19 protein-coding genes and 1 tRNA gene are annotated in these 21,340 nt (G+C 67.0%); 12 read left to right on the top strand and 8 right to left on the bottom strand.

Going from position 1 to position 21,340, the window contains the following annotated elements; translation table 11 throughout:
* Positions 1-176 precede the first annotated feature (176 nt).
* The 3 genes from ACU5AX_RS15480 (at position 177) to ACU5AX_RS15470 (ending at position 3,394) form a co-directional block, all read left to right on the top strand.
* The gene (locus ACU5AX_RS15480; RefSeq protein WP_446691703.1) at positions 177-1,310 is read left to right on the top strand and encodes a site-specific DNA-methyltransferase; all 1,134 of its coding nucleotides are present in this window, start codon (positions 177-179) and stop codon (positions 1,308-1,310) included.
* Between the two features lie 59 nt (positions 1,311-1,369).
* Positions 1,370-2,419: a dihydropteroate synthase gene (gene folP, locus ACU5AX_RS15475; RefSeq protein ID WP_446691702.1), complete on the top strand. Its 1,050-nt coding sequence runs from the start codon at positions 1,370-1,372 to the stop codon at positions 2,417-2,419.
* A 90-nt stretch (positions 2,420-2,509) separates the two neighbouring features.
* Positions 2,510-3,394, top strand: a complete 885-nt coding sequence (locus ACU5AX_RS15470; protein ID WP_198354255.1) for a bestrophin family protein — start codon at positions 2,510-2,512, stop codon at positions 3,392-3,394.
* Positions 3,395-3,404: 10 nt separating this feature from the next.
* On the opposite strand, the gene ACU5AX_RS15465 is transcribed toward ACU5AX_RS15470, so the two are convergent.
* On the bottom strand, positions 3,405-4,817 hold the full coding sequence (locus ACU5AX_RS15465) for a sigma-54-dependent transcriptional regulator (RefSeq protein WP_198354256.1): 1,413 nt from the start codon (positions 4,815-4,817) through the stop codon (positions 3,405-3,407).
* Positions 4,818-4,964: 147 nt separating this feature from the next.
* Between ACU5AX_RS15465 and ACU5AX_RS15460 the strand changes: the two genes are divergently transcribed.
* The 6 genes from ACU5AX_RS15460 to ACU5AX_RS15435 all read left to right on the top strand — a co-directional run bounded on the left by ACU5AX_RS15460 (position 4,965) and on the right by ACU5AX_RS15435 (position 9,575).
* Positions 4,965-5,087: an aa3-type cytochrome c oxidase subunit IV gene (locus tag ACU5AX_RS15460; protein ID WP_232474072.1), complete on the top strand. Its 123-nt coding sequence runs from the start codon at positions 4,965-4,967 to the stop codon at positions 5,085-5,087.
* A gap of 11 nt (positions 5,088-5,098) precedes the next feature.
* A complete protein-coding gene (locus ACU5AX_RS15455) occupies positions 5,099-6,223 on the top strand; it encodes an NAD(P) transhydrogenase subunit alpha (protein WP_446691701.1) in 1,125 nt (374 codons plus the stop codon).
* 227 nt (positions 6,224-6,450) lie between these two features.
* Positions 6,451-6,750 (top strand): NAD(P) transhydrogenase subunit alpha part 2, encoded by a 300-nt coding sequence (locus tag ACU5AX_RS15450; protein WP_446691700.1) that lies wholly within the window; start codon positions 6,451-6,453, stop codon positions 6,748-6,750.
* Positions 6,751-6,845: 95 nt separating this feature from the next.
* Entirely contained in the window at positions 6,846-8,363 is a 1,518-nt protein-coding gene (locus tag ACU5AX_RS15445; RefSeq protein WP_446691699.1) for an NAD(P)(+) transhydrogenase (Re/Si-specific) subunit beta, read from the top strand.
* Between the two features lie 118 nt (positions 8,364-8,481).
* Positions 8,482-9,432, top strand: coding sequence for a hypothetical protein (locus ACU5AX_RS15440; protein WP_446691698.1), 951 nt, complete (start codon positions 8,482-8,484; stop codon positions 9,430-9,432).
* A 67-nt stretch (positions 9,433-9,499) separates the two neighbouring features.
* Positions 9,500-9,575, top strand: a tRNA-Val gene (locus tag ACU5AX_RS15435).
* Position 9,576: 1 nt separating this feature from the next.
* Here the strand turns inward: ACU5AX_RS15435 and ACU5AX_RS15430 are convergent.
* Genes ACU5AX_RS15430 through ACU5AX_RS15420 form a run of 3 tightly spaced genes read right to left on the bottom strand, consistent with a single transcriptional unit; the run spans position 9,577 to position 11,982 of the window.
* Positions 9,577-9,981, bottom strand: a complete 405-nt coding sequence (locus ACU5AX_RS15430; protein WP_446691697.1) for a hypothetical protein — start codon at positions 9,979-9,981, stop codon at positions 9,577-9,579.
* 38 nt (positions 9,982-10,019) lie between these two features.
* Positions 10,020-10,766 carry a hypothetical protein gene (locus tag ACU5AX_RS15425; RefSeq protein ID WP_198354262.1) on the bottom strand — a complete coding sequence of 249 codons (747 nt, stop codon included), beginning with the start codon at positions 10,764-10,766 and terminating at the stop codon, positions 10,020-10,022.
* 7 nt (positions 10,767-10,773) lie between these two features.
* A complete protein-coding gene (locus ACU5AX_RS15420; protein ID WP_446691696.1) occupies positions 10,774-11,982 on the bottom strand; it encodes a toxic anion resistance protein in 1,209 nt (402 codons plus the stop codon).
* Positions 11,983-12,155: 173 nt separating this feature from the next.
* Here ACU5AX_RS15420 and typA point away from each other — a divergent pair, with 173 nt between their 5' ends.
* Positions 12,156-13,979: a translational GTPase TypA gene (gene typA, locus ACU5AX_RS15415; RefSeq protein WP_198354264.1), complete on the top strand. Its 1,824-nt coding sequence runs from the start codon at positions 12,156-12,158 to the stop codon at positions 13,977-13,979.
* Positions 13,980-14,132: 153 nt separating this feature from the next.
* On the opposite strand, the gene ACU5AX_RS15410 is transcribed toward typA, so the two are convergent.
* Positions 14,133-16,457: a TonB-dependent receptor gene (locus ACU5AX_RS15410; protein ID WP_446691695.1), complete on the bottom strand. Its 2,325-nt coding sequence runs from the start codon at positions 16,455-16,457 to the stop codon at positions 14,133-14,135.
* Positions 16,458-16,779: 322 nt separating this feature from the next.
* Here ACU5AX_RS15410 and ACU5AX_RS15405 point away from each other — a divergent pair, with 322 nt between their 5' ends.
* Both ACU5AX_RS15405 and ACU5AX_RS15400 read left to right on the top strand, forming a co-directional pair.
* Entirely contained in the window at positions 16,780-17,130 is a 351-nt protein-coding gene (locus ACU5AX_RS15405) for a hypothetical protein (protein WP_198354265.1), read from the top strand.
* A gap of 98 nt (positions 17,131-17,228) precedes the next feature.
* Entirely contained in the window at positions 17,229-17,507 is a 279-nt protein-coding gene (locus ACU5AX_RS15400; RefSeq protein WP_446691694.1) for a DUF3297 family protein, read from the top strand.
* Positions 17,508-17,509: 2 nt separating this feature from the next.
* Here the strand turns inward: ACU5AX_RS15400 and ACU5AX_RS15395 are convergent, their stop codons facing one another.
* The 3 genes from ACU5AX_RS15395 to ACU5AX_RS15385 form a co-directional block, all read right to left on the bottom strand.
* On the bottom strand, positions 17,510-17,827 hold the full coding sequence (locus ACU5AX_RS15395) for an ArsR/SmtB family transcription factor (protein WP_446691693.1): 318 nt from the start codon (positions 17,825-17,827) through the stop codon (positions 17,510-17,512).
* A 945-nt stretch (positions 17,828-18,772) separates the two neighbouring features.
* Positions 18,773-20,629: an ABC-F family ATP-binding cassette domain-containing protein gene (locus ACU5AX_RS15390; RefSeq protein ID WP_446691692.1), complete on the bottom strand. Its 1,857-nt coding sequence runs from the start codon at positions 20,627-20,629 to the stop codon at positions 18,773-18,775.
* 127 nt (positions 20,630-20,756) lie between these two features.
* Entirely contained in the window at positions 20,757-21,320 is a 564-nt protein-coding gene (locus tag ACU5AX_RS15385; protein ID WP_446691691.1) for a helix-turn-helix domain-containing protein, read from the bottom strand.
* Positions 21,321-21,340 lie beyond the last annotated feature (20 nt).

Here is a 21,340-nt window from a genome sequence, read left to right as displayed (position 1 = left end):
CTTTTGCGCCACACCCCATCCGATGGGGCATCGGATCGGCGCGGCGGCGCAAAATCTGGGACGCAAGAGGCTTTGTGGCAGGCCGTTAACGGCATCGCAGGAAATATCGTTAACCAATGATCACTTGACGGGAGTCGCCGGATTCGCGCTTCTGGAGCTTCGAGAAGGGGGCGTAGATGGGGGTAATCGAGAAGGTCCGGCAGCCGCGCGTCGCGGCGCGATCGCAGGTGGAGGTCGAACTTCCCCTCGATCAGATCGTCATGGGCGATTGCATCGCCGCGATGAAGGCGCTGCCCGACAAGTCGGTCGACATGGTCTTCGCCGACCCGCCCTACAATCTGCAGCTCGGCGGCGAGCTGTTCCGCCCCGACGGCAGCCATGTCGATGCGGTCACCGACGATTGGGACAAGTTCGACACCTTCGCCGCCTATGACGCCTTCACTCGCGCCTGGCTGGCGGAGGCGCACCGGATCCTCAAGGACGACGGCACGATCTGGGTGATCGGCAGCTATCACAACATCTTCCGGGTCGGCACCGCGGTGCAGGACCTGGGCTATTGGATTCTCAACGACATCGTCTGGCGCAAGGCCAATCCGATGCCGAACTTCCGCGGCACGCGCTTCACCAATGCGCACGAGACGCTGATCTGGGCGTCGAAGGGCGAGAAGGCGAAATACACCTTCAACTACCGCAGCATGAAGACCCTGAACGACGAGCTGCAGATGCGCTCCGACTGGGAATTCCCGATCTGCGGCGGGCAGGAGCGGCTGAAGAAGGGCGGTCACAAGGTCCACCCGACGCAGAAGCCCGAGGCGCTGCTCTATCGCGTCATGCTCGCCTGCACCAAGCCGGGTGACGTCGTGCTCGACCCGTTCTTCGGCACCGGCACCACCGGCGCGGTCGCCAAGCGGCTCGGCCGCCGCTGGATCGGCATCGAGCGCGAACTGTCCTATATCGACGCGGCGGCGGAGCGGATCGCGGCGGCGCTGCCGCTCGACGAATCGGCGCTGGCGACGATGCAGAGCCCGCGCGCCCAGCCCAAGGTGGCGTTCGGCGTGCTGGTCGAGAACGGCTATCTCGCCCCCGGCGCGATGCTGACCGACGCCAAGCGCCGTTTCCGGGCGATGGTCCGCGCCGACGGCAGCCTGGCGAGCGTGTGCGGCGCCAGCGGCTCGATCCACAAGCTCGGCGCCAGCCTGCAAGGTGCGCCGGCCTGCAACGGCTGGACCTTCTGGCACCACGAGAGCGACGGCACGCTCCAGCCGATCGACACGCTGCGCCAGACCTATCTGCTCGCGACCCAGCCGTGACGCGTTGAGCCTGGGCGGGCGGGATCGGCCCGCCCGCACCGAGGGGGATGGAGAGTCCGATGCACCTGCGCCCGGTCCAGTTCGTCGACACGCCGATCGGCCTGCCCGACGGGTCGGTCGCGCGGCTGGCCGGCGGGATGCAGTGGTTCGCCGCCTATGAGGTGATCGAGTCCGCCGGTCGCCGCATCGTCCCGGTCGCGGAGATCGCCGCGTTGGGCGAGGCGGCGGCGGCGATCCACGCGCGGGTCGTCGCGCCGCGTGCGCCGCTGGTGCTCGGCGCGCGCACCTTGCGCCTCGACCAGCCGCTGGTCGCCGGCATCCTCAACGTTACGCCCGACAGCTTCTCTGACGGCGGCGCCCATGCCGGCGATCCGGCCGCGGCGGCGGCGGCGGGGGTCGATATGGCGGCGGCGGGGGCGGCGCTGATCGACCTCGGTGGCGAGTCGACCCGGCCGGGGGCGGCGCAGGTCTGGGAGGGTGACGAGATCGGCCGGGTCGTGCCGGTCGCCGAACGGCTGGCGGCGAGTGGTACGCCGGTGTCGATCGACACGCGCAAGGCGGGGGTGATGGCGGCGGCGCTCGCCGTCGGGGCGGGCATCGTCAACGACGTCTCCGCGCTGCTGTGGGACGATCGCGCGCTGGACGTGGTGGTCGGCGCCGGCTGTCCGGTGATCCTGATGCATTCGCCCGATCCCAAGGATGGCGGCCACGGCCGCCCGACCTATCGCAACGTCGCGACCGAGGTGTTCGACTGGCTGGCGGCGCGAATCGCAGCGGTCGAGGCGGCGGGCGTGCCGCGCTCGCACATCCTGGTCGATCCCGGCATCGGTTTCGGCAAGTCGCTCGCCGACAATCTGGCGCTGATCAACAATCTCAGCCTGTTCCACGGTCTGGGCTGCGCGATCATGCTCGGCGCGAGCCGCAAGCGGATGATCGGCGCGCTCGACAATGAGGCGCCGGTCGAACGGCGGCTCGGCGGCAGCCTGGCACTGGCGATCAAGGGTGCGGATGCCGGCGTGCAGCTGATCCGCGTCCACGACGTCGCCGAAACGGTGCAGGCGCTCAAGGTCTGGCGCGGCCTGCGCGACCGGGCGCTCGCCGGCGGCTGAGCGGAACACGACCGGATCGGAAACATTTCGCAACGCAGCAATCGAGCATCGGATACGTTGGGCGGCTAATCGGACTGGCAAAGAGGACCCATGATCGTCAGTGCTACCCCCCGCCTCCGCCAGATCGTCAGCGAAGTCTGGCGCCCGCTCACCGTCCTGTTCGTCTGGGACGTCGCGGTCACCGTCACCTATTACGTGCTGCCGTTCCGCGCGCCGTCGCTGCCGCTGACGCTGTTCGGCTCGGTGCTCGCCCTGTTTCTCGGCTTTCGCAGCAACTCGGCCTACGAACGCTGGTGGGAGGGGCGCTCGCTGTGGGGGCTGATGATCAACGCCTCGCGCAATCTCAGCCGCGAGGCACGCAACTTCCTGCCGGCCGACGAGGCGCACGATCTGCGCCGGACGATCGTGCTGCGCCAGATCGCCTATGTGAACGCCCTGCGCTGCCAGTTGCGCCGCCAGCCGGTCGATGACGAGGTGCTGCGCTTCCTGTCGCACGGCGAGGCGACGCCGTCGCTGGCGCGCACCAACATCGCCAACGGCCTGCTCGACGGCACCGGCCGGCGCATCGACGACGCGCGCCGTGCGGGCTGGATCGATACGATCCAGCAGACGCAGATGGAATCGGTGCTGGTCAACATCGCCAATGCGCAGGGCGGCATGGAGCGGCTCAAGAACACGCCGCTGCCCAACCAATATCGCTTCTTCCCGACGCTGTTCGTGCAGCTGTTCTGCATCCTGCTGCCGATCGGGTTGGTCGAGACCCTGGGCTTCGCGACGCCGCTCGGCTCGACCGTTGCGGGGCTGATGTTCCTCGCGGTGCTGGCGATCGGCGACGATCTGGTCGATCCCTTCGCCAATACGGTGCACGACCTGCCGCTGTCGGCGATGTGCCGGACCATCGAGATCGACCTGCTGCAATCGATCGGCGACGAGGCGCCGGCGCCGTTACAGCCGGTCAACGGTGTCCTGTGGTAGGCCGGACGGCTCAGGCCGCGTTGTCGATGCCGAGCTCGCCGAGCTTGCGATACAGCGTCGACCGGCCGATACCCAGCCGCCGTGCCACCTCGGTCATGCGGCCACGGTAATGGCCGATGGCGAGCCGGATGACGTCCGCCTCGATGTCTTCCAGCGGCCGCAAATTGCCGTCGGGTCGGAACAGGGTGACGCCCGCGCCCGAAGCGGGGGCGGTATGAAGGTTGCGCCGTTGGCCGAGTGCCGCGATCTGCGGAAAGTCGCTGCGGGTCAGCGCGTCGCCTTCGCAGAGCACGGCGGCGCGGAACAGCGCGTTCTGCAACTGGCGGACGTTGCCCGGCCAGTCGTAGCCGACGAGCAAGGCCAGGGCTTCGTCGGTGATGCCGAGCGGGCGCAAGCCCGGTTGCTGGGCGATCCGCGCGAGCAGATGGCGGGCGAGCGAGGGAATGTCGCCCGATCGCTCGCGCAGCGGCGGTATCGTCACCTGTACGACGTTGAGGCGGTAGTAAAGGTCCTCGCGGAACCGGCCTGCCTCGACCTCCTCGATCAGCTTCTTGTTGGTCGCGGCGATGACGCGGACGTCGACTTGGCGGGCATGACGGGCGCCGATCGGCTGCACCTCGCCCGACTGCAATACGCGCAGCAGCTTGACCTGGGCGTCGAGCGGCATCTCGCCGATCTCGTCGAGCAGCAGGGTACCGCCATCGGCGTCGACGAACTTGCCGATCTTGCGTTCGAAGGCGCCGGTGAAGGCGCCCTTCTCGTGGCCGAACAGCTCCGATTCGACCAGGTTGGCCGGGATTGCGCCGCAATTGACCGTGACGATCGGCTTTTTCGCGCGCGGGCTGGCGGCATGGATCGCGTCAGCGACAACCTCCTTGCCGACCCCGCTCTCCCCCTCGACCAGTACCGGCACGCGGGCGCGGGCCGCCTTGGCCGCGATCGCCAGCGCGGCGCGGAATTCGGGGGCGGAGCCGACGATCTCGTCGAAGGCGAGCAGTGCCGGGATCTTCTCGGTCAGCGGCCGCAGCTCGCCCGCCGCGGTGCCGGCGACCGCCGCTTCGAGCGCGGCGAGCAAACGCTCCGGCGCGAGCGGCTTGACCAGGAAATCGGTGGCACCGGCGCGCATCGCCGCGACCGCATGCGCGACCGAGCCGTTGGCGGTCAGCATCAGGATCGGCAGCGCCGGCCGCTGGCCACGCAGATCGGCGATCAGTCGGGCGGTGTCGGCATCCGGCGCGCGATGATCGAGCAGGATCGCGTCGAGCTGCATGCCGTCCTGCGTGCCGAGCTGCGCCAGCGCCATTTCGCCGTCATTGGCGAAGATCGAGCGCCAGCCGGCTCGGGCGGCGAGGGCGGCGACCAGCCGACGCTGCGCCGGCTCGTCGTCGATCAGCAAAAGCAACCGCTGTCCATTGCGCGTCATGGTCTATCCCGTCCCGATTCGGGGCAGGATGTACACAAGCCACGGTAAAGGCCGGCTTAAGCGCCGCTGCCTTGACGCGGATGGAGATTTGCGGGCAGGTTTCAAGAAACAGCCGCTGGCATCGGCGGCCAGACAGGGATGACGAGGATGGCCGGCAACGGGAACATGCAGCCGCACGAGGCGACCTATGCCAGCGTGATCGGCATGCTGAAATGGGGCGCCGTCGGCTGCGCGATCGTCGCGGCGCTGGTGATCTGGCTGATCGCGTAAGGCGCGCGACGATGAAGATCGCCGTCGTGCGGGAACAGGCCGATGGCGAGCGGCGGGTCGCCGCGACCCCCGAAACCGTCCGCAAGTTCGTCGCGCTGGGCGCGACGGTCGCCGTCGAGGCGGGAGCCGGCGTCGCCGCGTCCTTCGCCGACGCCGCCTATACCGAGGCGGGAGCGGCGGTCGGCGATCGCGCCGCGACGCTGGCCGGGGCGGACATCGTTCTCGGCGTGCAGGGGCCGGATCCTGCCAGCCTCGGCGGGATCGCGCCGGGTGCCTGGCTGGTCGCGGGGCTCAATCCGTTCGGCGAACGGGCGCGGGTCGATGCCTATGCGGCGGCTGGGGTCGAGGCGCTGGCGATGGAGTTGATGCCGCGCATCACCCGCGCCCAGTCGATGGACATCCTATCGTCCCAATCGAACCTCAGCGGCTACAAGGCGGTGCTCGACGCGGCGGCGGAATATGGCCGCGCCTTTCCGATGATGATGACGGCGGCCGGCACGGTCAGTGCGGCCAAGGTGTTCGTGATGGGCGTCGGTGTCGCCGGGCTGCAGGCGATCGCCACCGCCCGGCGGCTAGGCGCTCAGGTGTCGGCGACCGATGTCCGTTCGGCGACGCGCGAACAGATCCTCAGCCTCGGCGCCAAGCCGATCTTTGTCGAAGGCGTCGTCGGTATCGAGGGCGAGGGCAGCGGCGGCTATGCGGGCGAGATGAGCCCGGAATATCAGGCGGCGCAGGCCGAGTTGGTGTCGAACCATCTCGCCAAGCAGGACATCGTCATCACGACCGCGCTGATCCCCGGCCGTCCGGCGCCACGGCTGATCAGCGATGCGCAGCTGCAGACGATGCGCCCGGGTAGCGTCGTCGTCGACCTTGCCGTCGAACAGGGCGGCAACGTCGAAGGAGCCATCGCCGGCGAGGTGGTGGAGCGCCATGGCGTTCGGATCGTCGGCCACCGCAACGTGCCGTCGCGGCTGGCCGCCGATGCGTCGGCGCTGTTCGCGCGTAACCTCTACAATTTCCTGTCGACCTTCTGGGACAAGCAGGCCGGGCGCCCCGTCCTCGACGAGGAGATCGGTGACGCGATCAGGCTGACGAAGGACGGCGAGGTGGTCAATCCAAGGTTGGTTGCGGGATGACCGTCGTCGATGCGTCAGAAGAGCGGGTGCGATGACACCGGCGGAACGCGGCGCGGATGTCCGGTCTCTGCTCCGGACCGGACGGTTCCGGGGGCGGTGGGTTCCCATCGCATCTGTCGCGTGGCGTATCCGATGCCGACGAGGCGCCCGAGCGCTAGGGACGGCCGATAACCCAGACCGGGCGGCCCGGCGCCTTGTGCGACCTTTGAGACTTTTGGAGGACTGACGTGGACTTCATCGCGATCCTGTCGATCTTCGTCCTGGCCTGTTTCGTCGGCTATTATGTCGTCTGGTCGGTGACGCCGGCGCTGCACACGCCGCTGATGGCGGTGACCAACGCGATCTCGTCGGTGATCATCGTCGGCGCGCTGATCGCCGGAGCGGCGGCGGGCAGCACGGCGTCGAAATGGCTGGGGCTGCTGGGCGTCGTGCTGGCCAGCATCAACATCTTCGGCGGCTTTGCCGTCACCCAGCGCATGCTGGCGATGTACAAGAAGAAGGACCGGCCAACGGCGGCCAACAAATAGAACGTCGCCCCGGCGACGGCCGGGGTCTACTCATCCACTTGCGCTGGTGGCGCGGTGGATCCCGGCCCTCGCCGGGATGACGACAGGGGGATAGGATGGAACACGCGACTGCCGGCAGTTCGTTCGCGGCACTGGCTTATCTGATCGCCGGCGTGTGCTTCATCCTCGCGCTGCGCGGGCTGTCGTCGCCGACCTCGAGCCAGCGCGGTAATCGCCTCGGCATGATCGGCATGGCGATTGCCGTCGTGACGACATTGGTCACGCATGTGCCGATCACCATCACGCAGGCGGCGCTTGCCGATCCGACAGGCCGCGTGCTGGCTGTCACCCATCCGTTGCCGCAACTCGACTGGATCACCGCGCTCGAAATCCTCGCCGCAATCGGCATCGGCGCGATCATCGGCATCACCACCGCGCGCCGCATCGCGATGACCGCGATGCCGCAGCTCGTCGCCGCCTTCCACAGCCTCGTCGGCCTCGCCGCGGTGCTGGTCGCCGCCGCCGCCTATCTCAACCCGGCGGCATTCGGCATCGCCGATCTCGTCGTCCCGCTGCTCGGCAAGCCGTTCGCCGTGATCCATCCGGTCAGCCGGATCGAGATGGGGTTGGGCGTCGCGATCGGCGCGATCACCTTCTCCGGGTCGGTCATCGCCTTCCTCAAGCTCAACGGCAACATGGGCGGCAAGCCGATCCTGCTGCCCGGTCGCCATGGGCTCAACCTCGGCGTCATCGCCGCCATCCTGCTGCTCGTCGCCTATTTCACCCAGGATCAGGGTCCCTGGGTGTTCTGGACGATCGCCATCCTGTCCTTCGCGATCGGTTTCCTGCTGATCATCCCGATCGGCGGCGCGGACATGCCGGTCGTCGTCTCGATGCTCAACAGCTATTCGGGCTGGGCGGCGGCGGCCATGGGCTTCACGTTGCACAACAGCGCGATGATCATCACCGGCGCGCTGGTCGGATCGTCGGGCGCGATCCTCAGCTACATCATGTGCCGCGCGATGAACCGCAGCTTCCTCAGCGTCATCGCCGGCGGCTTCGGCGCCGAGGCGAGCGCGGGCGGCGGTGCGGCGCAGGTCGATCGGCCGTGGAAGCGCGGTTCGGCCGAAGATGCCGCCTTTCTGATGAGCCAGGCGGAACAGGTGATCATCGTCCCGGGCTACGGCATGGCGGTGGCGCAGGCACAGCATGTCCTGCGGGAAATGGCCGACAAGCTGAAGGCACACGGCGTGCGCGTCAAATATGCGATCCATCCCGTCGCCGGACGCATGCCGGGTCATATGAACGTGCTGCTCGCAGAGGCGAACGTGCCCTATGACGAGGTGTTCGAGCTGGAGGACATCAACGGCGAATTCGCCCAGACCGACGTCGCATTCGTCATCGGTGCGAACGACGTGACCAATCCCGCGGCCAAAACCGACAAGAGCTCACCGATCTATGGCATGCCCGTACTTGATGTCGAAAAGGCGAAGACCGTCCTCTTCATCAAACGGTCGATGGGTGGTGTTGGCTATGCCGGCGTCGATAACGACGTCTTCTATCGCGACAACACGATGATGCTGCTCGCCGACGCCAAGAAGATGGTCGAGGAGATCGTCAAGTCCCTGGACTAGTAGGAACGCATCCAAAACGGATATAACCGTTCGCGTCGACGGGATTGTCGGCGCAGGCACGGTGCGGAACGGAGGCAATACGGCACCGGCCGGTCTGCCCATGCTCTATCGTGCGCCGATGGGGAGCATGATGACGATCGGGGCCGGCACAGGCTATGCGATGGAAGGCCAGCCGGTGGTGCTGGTCGCAGCGTCGGATGGCGGCGGCGATGCCGAACGTGCGGTCGCGGACCTGCGCTGCCGGATATTGCGCCGGCTCGACTGGATGCAACTGGCCGATCGCCTGGACGAGCGCATCGGTCGCGTCGTGATCGTAGCGGACGCCGGGGGCATATCGCCGGAGATGCTCGACCAGGGCCTGCCGCACCTCGACGATCTCGCCAGCGCGCGTGGTTTGCCGATCGTGATCAGCTTTGCGGCGCCGCAGCTCGATCAGGTCGCCGCGGCGCTCGGCGGCCCCCATGTCACGCTCCTCTGCGAACCGACCGCAATCGATTGGGCCATCGCGCTCACCATCGCGACGCAGATCGGCGTCCCGGTCCGCCTCAACGACAGCTGGCGGGAAAGCGCCGCCGCGCGGCTTCAGCGTCTGAACGGCGAAGTCGCGCGTATCGCCGACATCCTGGCGCGGCTTGCGCGATCCGAAGAGGCGAGCGGCGATGTCGCCGATCGCCGCAGCGGCTATGATCCGGGACCGATCGCGGTCACGCAGGAGCCGGTGACGGCGCAGGAGGTACGCCGCGCGATCCAGCTGCGCCGGTTGCGCGACAAACATTTCGAGATGTTCGGGGAGGGCCTGTTCGAGGACCCGGCTTGGGACATGCTGCTCGATCTTTACGCTGCCGAGCTGGAAGAGCAGCAGGTCAGCGTCTCCAGCCTGTGTATCGCCGCGGCCGTCGCGCCGACCACTGCCCTGCGCTGGATCGCCAAGATGACGCAGATCGGCCTGTTCGTCCGCCATCCCGATCCCTTGGATCGCCGTCGCGCCTTCATGGGCCTGTCGCGCCCGGCGGCGGAGGCGATGCGCAGCTATATGATCGCGGCGCGGCGCAACGAGGATCTCGGATGATCGATGCGAGGTCATCGCCGGGCTTGCGCGCCGCGCGCGGGTTTGGCATCGGCATCCCACCCCATGGGGGCGCTTAGCTCAGCTGGTAGAGCGGCTCGTTTACACCGAGTAGGTCGGCGGTTCGAACCCGTCAGCGCCCACCATCTACCGTTCGCCAGTCGGCCAGCGGTCGAACATCGGGCGCTGGATCGGGCAGTGTTTGCCGCGCCGTTCCCAGGCCTTTTGCTGACGCTCCTCGTCGTCGTTGCTACGGATCGCGACGGACACCGCCTGTTCGGGCGCTGCGACCGCGAGCAGCGCGACGATCTCCGCCCGCAGTGATCGCAACGCGGCGGCGCGGCGATTGGCGGGGCCGCGGCGCGTCGCGATCCGCCAAACCGCATCGAACGGAGCACGTCGGCCGTCGCCGGGTACGGCATCGTGGAGAACGGCCAGCAGGAGGCGCAGCTGCGCGGTCGGCGCGAGCACGGCGCCCGCGGCGACCGCGGCGGTGACGTCGTCGAGTGCGCGTAACGCTATCAGGACAAGCCGCTCCTCTCCGATTCGCATCGGCGATCTGGAACATAGGAAGAACGTTGTGGCAAGCCTCAGGCGGCGGGCGGGGCCTCGTCGCCGCGGTATTTCACTTCCAGATAACGGCCCCGCGTCGCCAGACTGTCGAGATCGTCCTGCGCCAGCCGCCGGGTCATGTCAGCGATCTCCTGCTCGATCAGCTTGAGACCGGAGACCAGCTCCGCATCGGGAGTGCGCCCGTTGCGCTCGACCTTGCGCAACGGCTCCGGCACCCGCGCATAATCATTGACGAAGGCGGGCAGCTGTTCGCCGATCAGGCGGCGCACCTCATAGGCTTCCTCGTCGCGCCCCTCCAGTCGGCCGAGCTGCGGCGACAGCGTTTCCAGTCGCAGGCCGATCTGATCGACGAGGGCGCGGGCGGGCGGTGGCAGCGCGGGACGCTGCGCATCGAGCCAGCGCTCGGTCTTGGCCGGCAGTGCCTTGATGTCGACCTCGCGCAGGCTCTTCTCGCTGGGCGCGCGGGCGGCGGGCGCCATGGCGATCAGCAGCGTCGCCGCGACCATCAGCAGCAGCACGCCGAGCGCGCCGAAGATGCCGAGCGGGAAGACCATGCCGGCCGCTCCCGCCGCGATCAGGATGATCGCGTTGACGATGGCGATGAAGGCGAGCCGCTGGCCGGCGCCGATCGCCTTGCGCTTCAACCGCTTGCCGTGGACCCGATATTGCTCACGGAGCTGGTCACGCGCCGGCCCGCCATAATCCTGGCTGATCCGCGCCATCGTGGCGCGGGCACGGGCGATCTGTTCGTCGACTTCGGTCATCGCGGTGTTACAACGATTCCAGGCGATATTGGTCGCTTGGTCCCTTCAACGCGCCCTGCGTCGCGCCCTCGGCGCGGGCGATATAGCCCTTCGACTTCTCCACCTCATTGCCGAGCGCGTTGACCGTGGTCTTCATCGAATCGAGCGCCTTGACCTTGAACGTGTCGATCGCGTCCATCGTGTCGTAGATGTTCTGGAAGGCGCGCTGCAGCGTTTCGAGCGGGATGGTCGAGGCCGCGGCCTGTTCGTGGATCGCCGCGGTGTTCGACCGCAACAACTTGCCGGTCGAATCGATGATGTTGGCGGTCGTTGTGTTGAGCTGCGTGATGCTTTCCAGCACCAGCTTCTGGTTGGTCAGCGCCTGCGCCACCGTCACCGCGGTGCGTAGCGCGGAAACCGTGGTGGTCGAGGCGCGGTCGACGCCCTTGATCAGCTCGACGTTGTTCTTCTTGACCAGGTCGAGCGCCAGATAGCCCTGCACCGTTACCGCCATCTGGGTCAGAAGGTCCTGCGTGCGTTGGCGCGTGTAGAACAAGGCGGTCTCACGGATCGCCTTGGCCTTGGCGGGATCGGTGTGGTCGAGGTCGTTGGCAGTCTCTTCCAACTTGGCGTCCATCGCCTTGGACAGATGGATCATCTGTTCCAGCCGGCCCATCGCGCCCCACAGATTGGCACGCTCGGTATCGATGGCGGCATTGTCCATCAGCAGCTCGTCCTTGCCCGACGCCAGGCTCTTCAGGATCGAACTGATATGCGTCTGCGACGATTTGTAGCTGTCGAAATAGTCGCGCATCTTGGAGCCGAAGGGGATCACGCCGAAGATCTTCTTCGGCCCGGACAGCGCGCCCTTCTTGCCTGGATCGAGATCCTCGATCACGCGACGCAACTGCGCCAGGTCGGCGCCGACGCCGGTGTCCTTGTCCATCGCGCGGATCGGGCGGTCGAGGAAGCGGTTGGACTGGCCCGCCGCCTCGCGAATTTCCTTGGCGCCCATGGCGGTAATCGCATCGACGCGCTTCCCGAATTCGGGACTGTTGACGTCTTCGGCGACGAGATCGCGGACGAAGGTGTCGACGCGTTGCTCGAGCTGCGTCTTCTTGGTGTCGTCGATCGGCACCAGCCCGGCGGCGCGCTCTGCCTGCACCGTCGGTACCGGATCGGGCGGCGTCAGCACCAAATCCTTCTCGGCGGTCAGCGTATCGGCGGTAGTGGCCATCGTCGTTCCTCGTAGAAGCGCGCCGCCAATGTGCCGGTGTTGGCGGCGGTGTTCAAGTGTATCATGTAAATAACACGCCTGCTGGTTCCAAGCGGAAATCCCGCCGCCCTTCCCGCGGCGCAACATTTCGGCTATGGGCGCGCGAACTTCCCTCTTCCCGATCAGGATTTCCCATGAGCCTCCGCAACGTGGCGATCATCGCGCACGTCGATCACGGCAAGACCACGCTCGTCGACCAGCTGTTCCGCCAGTCCGGCACCTTCCGCGACAACCAGCGCGTCGAGGAACGCGCGATGGATTCGAACGACCTCGAAAAAGAGCGCGGTATCACCATCCTCGCCAAGCCGACCTCGGTCGAATGGCAGGGCACGCGCATCAACATCGTCGACACGCCCGGCCACGCCGACTTCGGCGGCGAGGTGGAGCGCATCTTGTCGATGGTCGACGGCGTCATCCTGCTGGTCGACTCGTCGGAAGGCGCGATGCCGCAGACCAAGTTCGTCACCGGCAAGGCGCTGGCGCTGGGCCTGAAGCCGATCGTCGTCGTCAACAAGGTCGACCGTGCCGACGCCCGCATCCAGGAGGTGCTGGACGAGGTGTTCGACCTGTTCGTGTCGCTCGACGCCAATGACGAGCAGCTCGACTTCCCGGTGCTCTACGCCTCGGGCCGCAACGGCTATGCCTCGACCGACATGGACGCGCGCGAAGGCACGCTGACGCCGATGTTCGAACTGATCGTCAGCCACGTGCCGGCGCCGAAGGTCGATCTGGACGCGCCGTTCAGCTTCCTCGTCACCCTGCTCGACCGCGACAATTTCGTTGGCCGCATCCTGACCGGCCGCGTCAACACCGGTACGCTGAAGCTCAACCAGGCGATCCACGCGCTCGACGCCGACGGCAACGTCATCGAGACCGGCCGCGCGTCGAAGATCATGTCGTTCCGCGGCCTGGAGCGCGTGCCGGTCGAGGAAGCGCAGGCGGGCGACATCATCAGCCTCGCCGGCCTGACCGTCGCGACCGTCGCCAACACGATCGCCGACGTCAGCGTCTCGACCCCGATCAAGGCGCAGCCGATCGATCCGCCGACGCTGTCGATGCGCTTCGCCGTCAACGATTCGCCGATGGCGGGCCGCGAAGGCAGCAAGGTGACCAGCCGCATGATCCGCGACCGCCTGATGCGCGAGGCGGAATCGAACGTCGCGATCAAGGTGACCGAAAGCGACGACCGCGACAGCTTCGAAGTCGCGGGCCGCGGCGAGCTTCAGCTCGGTGTGCTGATCGAGACGATGCGTCGCGAGGGCTTCGAGCTCGGCATCAGCCGGCCGCGCGTGCTGTTCGGCGAAGACGAGAACGGCAAGAAGACCGAGCCGTACGAAACCGTCGTGATCGACGTCGACGAGGAGTTCTCCGGCACGGTCGTCGACAAGATGAACCAGCGCAAGGCCGAGATGACCGATATGCGGCCCAGCGGTGGCGGCAAGACGCGCATCACCTTCTCCGCGCCGAGCCGTGGCCTGATCGGCTATCACGGCGAGTTCCTGTCCGACACGCGCGGCACCGGCATCATGAACCGGCTGTTCGAGAAGTACGGCCCGCACAAGGGCAATATCGAGGGCCGCAAGAACGGCGTCCTCATTTCGAACGGTGCCGGTGAGGCGCAGGGCTATGCGCTCGGGCCGCTCGAAGAGCGTGGCATCCTGTTCGTCGGTCACGGCGAGGCGCTCTACGAGGGCATGATCATCGGCGAGAACGCCAAGACGGACGACCTTGAGGTCAATCCGATGAAGGCGAAGCAGCTGACGAACTTCCGTGCGAGCGGCGGCAAGGACGATGCGATCCGCCTGACCCCGCCGAAGAAGATGACGCTGGAGCAGGCGATCGCCTATATCGACGACGACGAGATGGTCGAAGTCACGCCCAAGTCGATCCGGCTGCGCAAGCGCCACCTCGACCCGCATGAGCGCAAGCGTGCCAGCCGGGCCAAGCAGGCGGCCTGAGCCGTCGTCTTCGGGTTAATGGAAAGGGCCGGTGGATTGCTCCACCGGCCCTTTTTCTTTGGGTCTCGGCTGCTCCTGCGGCAGCGGGAACCCAGAGCCGCCAGCCTTGTCGCTTCGGACCCTGGGCTCCTGCGTGCGTAGAAGCCTTGAGGATTACTTGAACCGGCCGCTGACCGAGACGCCGATGACGCGCGGCTCGTTGAACACGGCGGCCATATAGTTTTCGATCACGCCCTTGAGGTTCTTCTCGTTCGTGATGTTGCGGGCGAAGGCCGCCACCTCGTACTTGTCGTCGGCGCTGGTGACACCGAGGCGCAAACCGCCCTCAAAATTGCCCTTCGCGTAGAATTCGCGCGTCCGGTAGAGCACGAAATTGGTGTAGCCCTGCACGTTCCAGTCGGTCGCCGCGAACAGCTTGGCGCCGCTGGCGAGCGGCACGTCGTAGCGCGCGGTAGCGTTGACGTTCCACGTCGGCGCGTTGGGCAGCGGATTGCCGTCGATCTGCGCGAAGGTGTTGGCGCCGACCTTGATCGTCGGGTCGAGCACGGTGCAGACCACGACGCCGTTGAGCGCGCAGACCTGCGCATAGACGCGCTTGTCCTTGATCTCCGAATGCAGCGCGCTGGCGCCGAGCGTCAGCGTCAGGTTGCGCACCGGGCGCAGCTCGGCGTCAATCTCGACGCCATAAGCCTCCGCCTTGTCGGCGTTGAACAGCACGCCGTTGCCGTTGACGTCGTTGCCGTTCAGCTGGATGTCGTTGACCGTGTAATAGAAGAGCGACGAATTGAGGCGCAGGCGGCCGTCGAGGAGGATCCCCTTCGACCCGATCTCGTACGAGGTGATCGTCTCGCTGTTGGCGGTGGTGAAGTCCGAGTTGAACACCGCCGAACGGCCCTGGATCGTCGGCCCGCGGAAGCCGCGGGCGACGCGCGCATAGACGCTGTCGTTCGGGTCGATCTGGTAGAGCGCCGAGACATCCCAGCTGGGCGTCGTGTCCGATAGGCGGACATAGCGGCGACCGGTGTAGGTCGAGACGTTGGCGACGGTGTTCGCGGTCTTGAGCAGCGTCGTCTTCTTGGTGTCGTTGGTCTCGCGCGCGCCGGCGGTGATCGTGAAGTCCGGCGTCACCTTGAAGCTCGCCTGGCCGAAGGCCGCCCAGCTGGTGTTGACGTTGTGCAGACGCACCCAATTGTTGGGGTTGCGCGCGGCGGTGGTCAGGAAAAAGGCGCGCTGGTAGAAGTCGGTGGTGTCGTTCTGGTTGAAGTAGAAGCCGCCGACCTGCCAGGTGAAGCGCAGATCGCCGGGCGAGGCGAGGCGCACTTCCTGCGTATACTGGCCAAGCGCGCGGACGTTGCCCTGGCTCTGGCCGAAGCCGTTGGCGACGCCGTTCACCGGGAAGTTCGCCGCCGCGCCGCCGTCGGTATCGCCGCGGCTGAAGCCCGAGGTCGTCTCATAGGCGCTGATCGAGGTCAGCGTCGCGGCGCCGAAATCATAGGAGCCGTTCACCGACCAGCCGTAGGTGTCGTAATTCTGCGGATTGTTCTTGGCCTCGTCATAGGCGACGCGGTCGCGCGGCTCGGCGTCGACCGAGTTCGACCCCTTCTTCAGCGCGGCGCGGTGGAACAGCGTCGAGGTGCCTTCGTAGCCGCGCACATGGCCCGAGACGTTGACGGTGAACGCCTCGGTCGGCGTCAGCAGGATCTGGAGACGCGCGTCCTTTTCGGTGAAGCCGCCCATCGCGTTCTTCAGCGGCGTCGAGGTGCCGTCGGCGCTTGTGCCGGTGAAGGTATTGTCGACCCAGTCGTTGCGATGCTGGATCAGGCCCGACAGGCGAAAGGCGACCTTGTCGGTGACCAGCGGGCCGCCGACGCCGGCGTCATAGGTGAAGGTGCCGTATTCGCCCGCCGACGCGGCGACGCGGCCCTGCCATTCCTGGCTGGGGCGGATCGTGTCGAACTTGATGATGCCGGCAGTGGTGTTGCGGCCGAACAGCGAGCCCTGCGGACCGCGCAGCACCTCGACCTGGGCGACGTCGTAGACCGGGTTCGACTTCAGCACGACGTGTTCGAGGACGACATCGTCTTGAATGATCGACACCGGCTGCGATGCGCCGAGGTAGAAGTCGATGTTGCCGAGGCCGCGGATATAGTAGCGCGGGAAGATCCGGCCGGTGGTGGTTTCGGCATAGAGGCCGGGAACGCGCCCGGACAAGGCCAGCGTGTCCTCGCCACCCGCTTGAAAGGCGCGCAAATCGCCGCCGTTCACCACCGCTACCGACAGCGGCACGCGCTGCAGGTTTTCCGACCGGCGTTCGGCGGTGACGACGATGTCGCCGAGATCGCCGCTATCGGCGGTCTGCGTCTGCTCCACGGCATCGGCGCGGTCGGCGCCCGGCTGAGCCGTCTGGGCCAAAGCAGGTGCGGCGAAGGTCGCGGCGCTGACCAGCAGCGCGGTCTTCAACAGGTGGCGATGGTTCACGATCGTTTTCCCCTTGTACTGCACGCAAAGGGGCGCCCCGCTCGGTCCGCGCGTAACCGCGATCGCGGACGGATACCGGCTACTATGGTGTCCGCCCCCGCGGCTGCGGTCGGCGCTAGGCGCGGATTATGTCGGTATTATGAATGGAGATTAACGTTGCGATCGTCCGGGACGCGGCGCAGCCGGACCGACTAAACCGCTGCTTAACGACGCATTCCGGCTCTGTTCAGCGCGAATCGGCCACAGCATCGCAACACGCTCGCACCCTTGTGCGTTTTCCCACCAAGCGGACCGGGCGTTGGCGTATGAGGAGGTTCGAGAGATGAACGGATTGCTGAAGAAAGCGGGTCTTGGCTTCGCCCTGGCGGCGACCGCGCTGACCGCGGCGGCTCCCGCCGACGCGCAGCGTTGGGGGCGTTATGGTGGCTATGGCGGCTACCGTCATTACGATCGCGGCGGCAATGTCGCGGCGGGCGCGTTGCTCGGCGGCATCGTCGGCCTCGGCCTGGGTGCGGCGATCGCGGATTCCAACCGCGACCGCTATTACGATCGGCGCTACTATAATTATTACGACGCGCCGCCGCCCCCGCCGCGGGTCGTCTATCGCGAGCGCTACTATGCGCCGCCGCCGCCCCCGCCGGTGGTCTATCGCGACTATTACTACGGCTATTGAGCGCGTAGATTCGCAGTCACGCAAGGAGCGGCGCCGGTTTCCGGCGCCGCTTTTTTGTGTGGAGGGGCGCGGTGGGAGCCGCTAAGCGCACAGGCATCATGACCGATACGCCCCCTGACCGCCTGTCGACCGACCCGTCGAGCCCGTATTTCGATCAGCCCGTGCTGGAGCGCGGCATCGGTATCCGCTTCAAGGGGGCCGAGCGTCGCGACGTCGAGGAATATTCGATCTCCGAAGGCTGGATCCGCGTCGCGCTCGGCAAGAAGATGGATCGCCATGGCCGCCCGCTGACGATCAAGCTGAGCGGCCCCGTCGAGGCGTGGTTCGAACGTCCTGCGGCAGGCGAGACGACGAGCGAGGATGCGGCCGAGAGCTGACCTTAATCGGTGACCGTCGGACGGACCGCCGCCTGTACCGCGTCCCAGCGCCCCCCGATGGCGTCCAGATAGGCGCGGGCGCCATCCAAGGCCTCTGGGCGATAGATATAGTGCGTCTCGCGGCCGTGCCGCTCGACATGCAGCAGGCCAACGCGTTCGAGCACCTGCAGATGCTTGGTCACCGCCTGCCGGGTCATGGCCGTGGCGGCAGCCAGCCGCGCGATCGATCGCGTTCCGCCGCTGCGTAGCGCGACGATCAGCGACAGGCGGGTTGCGTCACCTAAAGCAGCAAAGATCAGGGCCGGCGCAGGGCGGTTCATGCAAGCAAGAAGTTGCATGAATTTGTCCGATCCGCAACCCGACGGGTGCTAATCGAACGTGCAACCTCCAAACTGCCTATTACCCTATTTTATGCAACCAATTGGTTGCCCGGTGGTGTCTTGATACCGGAAGGTCTCAAAAGTCTCACCCGTTTCTGGTCGATGGCGCGGCCGAACACAAGTGCGTCGACATGCCGGGTTGCACCGGCATAGGGAAGCTGGCCCTAGGCAGCTACATCATGGAAAATACATGCGTTTTCTAATCGGCGGCGAGAGCCGCGCATTGATGACCGCGCCTGTGTGGTCGCTCGTCTATTCACCATACGATGTCAAAGAGCAGGGCCCGCGGATAGCGCTCGGGTACGACGCACGTCGACCATTTCGCGATCGTCGCCATGCACCGGCATCGGGGACTTCGGCCTTGGGGCGTCGTGGACCCAGCGGCGACCGCCCCGGCTGTCGTGATTGCAACTTTCGTTGCCTCCCAAGGCCAGTCCCTGCGCCAAATCACCAATACCAACGGCCATGCTTGTAGGACAGCTCTGCAAGCACAGGTTCCAGCCGAAACGGGTATGATCAGCTGCGTCTGGCATCGACAGGCGGGTCTCGCGGCCGCTTCAGTGCCCGCGAGCACACTGGGCTATATCGCTGCGGGCACCGTCGCCGAGGACCAGATCGGCTGCGCTCGATTGGCATTGTTCGTCACCGACTGGCTACGAGCGGGAGACCAATAGATTGGGACACCAGTGCCATATCGCACGGGAGTCCCTTCCATCAGGCCGCCGGCATGCAGCCTCCCCGCAGACGGGGGATTTCGGCGCACGCCACCGGCATGATCGCCCCCGTCAGCATGTCGCGAGATGGCAAGGCAGCACAAAAGACGGGGATCGGCGGCCATGCGCCGTCCACCTTCCGTGCCGCATCGATCCCCCCGGCCGCCCGTTGTCAGGCGGCGAGTTCGAGGGCCTCGCTGGCCTCCAGCCACTTGGCCTCGGCCGCCTCGATCTGCGCTTGCAGATCGGCACGCCGCTTCATCAGCTCGGTCATGGTGAGTTTCGCGAGGGTCGGCGCCGCCGTCTTCGGATCGAACATCGCCGCGTCGACGGCATTGCGTTCGGCGGTGAGCCTCGCGGTCTCCGCCTCCGCATCGCGCAGCATCTTGCGGTGCTGCTTTTCCGCCTCGCGGTTGCGCGCGGCAGCCTTGGCTTCCTTCTTCGCCGCCTTGCCCTCGCCCGGCTTGGCGTCGCCGGCGAGGATGAAGGCGATGTAATCGTCGAGGCTGCCGTCGAATTCCTTGGCGGTGCCGGCGTCGACCAGGACCAGCCGGTCGGCGGTCATCTCGACCATATGCCGATCGTGGCTGACCAGGATCACGGCACCGGTATAGCCGTTGAGGGCTTGCACCAGCGCCTCGCGCGCGTCGACGTCGAGGTGGTTGGTCGGCTCGTCGAGGATCAGCAGATGCGGCGCGTCCCGGGTGATCAGCGCCAGCGCCAGCCGGGCCTTTTCGCCGCCCGACATCTTACCGACCTGGCCCGTCGCCCGATCGCCGGAGAAACCAAATCGGCCCAATTGCGCGCGGACGGCGGCCGGTGTCGCCCCCTTCATGACGCGGGTCATATGGGCGAGCGGTGTGTCGTCGCTGTCGAGTTCCTCGACCTGATATTGGGTGAAATAGCCGACCTTCATCTTGCCCGACGCCGCCATGCTGCCCTCCTGCGGCGCGAGCTGCGCGGCGAGCAGCCGGGCGAGCGTCGTCTTGCCGTTGCCGTTGCGGCCGAGCAGCGCGATCCGGTCGTCGGGATCGATACGCAGGTTGAGCCGCTTCAGGATCGGCACCTCGGAATAGCCGACGCTGGCGAGGTCGAGCGTGATCAGCGGCGGCCGCAACGCCTGCGGATCGGGGAAGTCGAAGCTGAGCGACGGATCGTTGGCGAGTTCCGCGATCGGCTGCATCTTCGCCAGCATCTTCTGCCGGCTCTGCGCCTGCTTGGCGGTGGAGGCGCGGGCGGAGTTGCGGGCGATGTACTCCTGCAGCTTGGCGCGCTGCGCATCCTGGTTCGCCTTGGCCGCGGCGAGCTGCGCCATGCGTTCGGCGCGTTGGCGTTCGAAGCTGTCGTAGCCGCCCGGATAGAGGGTGATCTTGCCGCCCTGGAGGTGGAGGATGTGGTCGACGATGTTGTTGAGGAAGTCGCGTTCGTGGCTGACCACGACGATCGTCGCCCGGTAGCTCTTAAGGAAATCCTCAAGCCACATCACCGCTTCGAGATCGAGGTGGTTGGACGGTTCGTCGAGCAGCAGCACGTCGGGCTGCGAGAAGAGCAGCGCGGCGAGCGCGACGCGCATCTTCCAGCCGCCGGAAAAGCTGTCGAGCGGCTGCTGCTGCATCCCCTCGTCGAAGCCGAGGCCGAGCAGGATCTGCGCGGCGCGCGACGGCGCGGTATAGGCGTCGATCGCGATCAGCCGCTCATAGACGTCGCCGAGCCGGTCGGGATCCTCGCACGTTTCCGATTCGATCATCAGCGCCGCGCGCTCGGTATCGGCGGCGAGCACGGTGTCGAACGGCGTGGCGGTGCCCGACGGCGCTTCCTGCGCGATATAGCCGAGGCGGCTGCCGCGCGGCATGTCGGCGGTACCGCTGTCGGGTTCGAGCAGGCCGGCGATGACGCGAACCAGCGTCGACTTGCCGGCGCCGTTGCGGCCGATCAGGCCGACGCGGCTGCCCGGCGGCAGCGCGGCGGACGCATTGTCGAGGATCGTGCGGCCGCCGAGGCGCACGGTGATGCCGTTGAGGTTGAGCATGGCCGGCCCTGTAGCGCATTCCGGACCAAATCTGAAGCAGGGTGCGGCGGGGCTGGACGATGGCGATCGGCGGGGCCGCCACCGGCCGGATCGGCGGCGCCCGGCCCCTCCGGCAGGGAACGGGCCGCTACAGCGCGCGCATCAGGCGGATGGGACGGGCGAGCCACGCCGGTTGCTCAACCGCGATCGGTTTCGCCCCCGGGGTTGGCGGCAGCAGATAGGCGGAGGCCGGTTCGACCCCAAGCAGGCGGCCGAAGGCGAAGCGGCCGGCGGGCAGCGGCGCCAGCACGTCGTGGAGCAGCGCGGTGGCGAAGCCGTCGGGGGCGAGCATCGCGCACCACAGGATGTCGCCGGCGCGATAGTCGCCGATGCTGCCGTCGACCTGGATCGCGACACCGCCGGGCGGGGCGGCGGGCAAGGCGATGGTTTCGGGATGACGCAGGGCTGACGCACCGTCCGGACCGAGCCGCGCGGCGACCGGCAGCGCCGGCCGTTCGGGCAGCGTCACCAACGCGGCGGGATCGACCTCCAGAGCGGCGGCGATGCGGTTGAGCCAAGCGACGGAGACCGTGCGGGTGCCCATCTCCAGCCGGCCGATCGTCTGCGCGGTGGTCGGCGGGACGCAGCGGCGCGCGACATCCTCCAGCGTCAGGCCCTTGGCACGGCGGACGTCGCGGATCGCGGTGATCATTCCCAGCTCCTAACCAGATC

The sequence above is a fragment of the Sphingomonas benefaciens genome (genome assembly GCF_052907485.1).
The sequence above is the reverse complement of the archived record's forward strand: the minus strand, read 5'-3'. Positions and strand labels throughout refer to the sequence as shown.

Excerpts from the sequence above, each read along its gene's own strand:
- ACU5AX_RS15480 (WP_446691703.1), top strand. The coding sequence starts at position 177 with ATGGGGGTAATCGAGAAGGTCCGGCAGCCGCGCGTCGCGGCGCGATCG.
- folP (WP_446691702.1), top strand. The coding sequence starts at position 1,370 with ATGCACCTGCGCCCGGTCCAGTTCGTCGACACGCCGATCGGCCTGCCC.
- ACU5AX_RS15470 (WP_198354255.1), top strand. The coding sequence starts at position 2,510 with ATGATCGTCAGTGCTACCCCCCGCCTCCGCCAGATCGTCAGCGAAGTC.
- ACU5AX_RS15465 (WP_198354256.1), bottom strand. The coding sequence starts at position 4,817 with ATGACGCGCAATGGACAGCGGTTGCTTTTGCTGATCGACGACGAGCCG.
- ACU5AX_RS15460 (WP_232474072.1), top strand. The coding sequence starts at position 4,965 with ATGGCCGGCAACGGGAACATGCAGCCGCACGAGGCGACCTATGCCAGC.
- ACU5AX_RS15455 (WP_446691701.1), top strand. The coding sequence starts at position 5,099 with ATGAAGATCGCCGTCGTGCGGGAACAGGCCGATGGCGAGCGGCGGGTC.
- ACU5AX_RS15445 (WP_446691699.1), top strand. The coding sequence starts at position 6,846 with ATGGAACACGCGACTGCCGGCAGTTCGTTCGCGGCACTGGCTTATCTG.
- ACU5AX_RS15440 (WP_446691698.1), top strand. The coding sequence starts at position 8,482 with ATGGGGAGCATGATGACGATCGGGGCCGGCACAGGCTATGCGATGGAA.
- ACU5AX_RS15430 (WP_446691697.1), bottom strand. The coding sequence starts at position 9,981 with ATGCGAATCGGAGAGGAGCGGCTTGTCCTGATAGCGTTACGCGCACTC.
- ACU5AX_RS15425 (WP_198354262.1), bottom strand. The coding sequence starts at position 10,766 with ATGACCGAAGTCGACGAACAGATCGCCCGTGCCCGCGCCACGATGGCG.
- ACU5AX_RS15420 (WP_446691696.1), bottom strand. The coding sequence starts at position 11,982 with ATGGCCACTACCGCCGATACGCTGACCGCCGAGAAGGATTTGGTGCTG.
- typA (WP_198354264.1), top strand. The coding sequence starts at position 12,156 with ATGAGCCTCCGCAACGTGGCGATCATCGCGCACGTCGATCACGGCAAG.
- ACU5AX_RS15405 (WP_198354265.1), top strand. The coding sequence starts at position 16,780 with ATGAACGGATTGCTGAAGAAAGCGGGTCTTGGCTTCGCCCTGGCGGCG.
- ACU5AX_RS15400 (WP_446691694.1), top strand. The coding sequence starts at position 17,229 with ATGACCGATACGCCCCCTGACCGCCTGTCGACCGACCCGTCGAGCCCG.
- ACU5AX_RS15395 (WP_446691693.1), bottom strand. The coding sequence starts at position 17,827 with ATGAACCGCCCTGCGCCGGCCCTGATCTTTGCTGCTTTAGGTGACGCA.
- ACU5AX_RS15390 (WP_446691692.1), bottom strand. The coding sequence starts at position 20,629 with ATGCTCAACCTCAACGGCATCACCGTGCGCCTCGGCGGCCGCACGATC.
- ACU5AX_RS15385 (WP_446691691.1), bottom strand. The coding sequence starts at position 21,320 with ATGATCACCGCGATCCGCGACGTCCGCCGTGCCAAGGGCCTGACGCTG.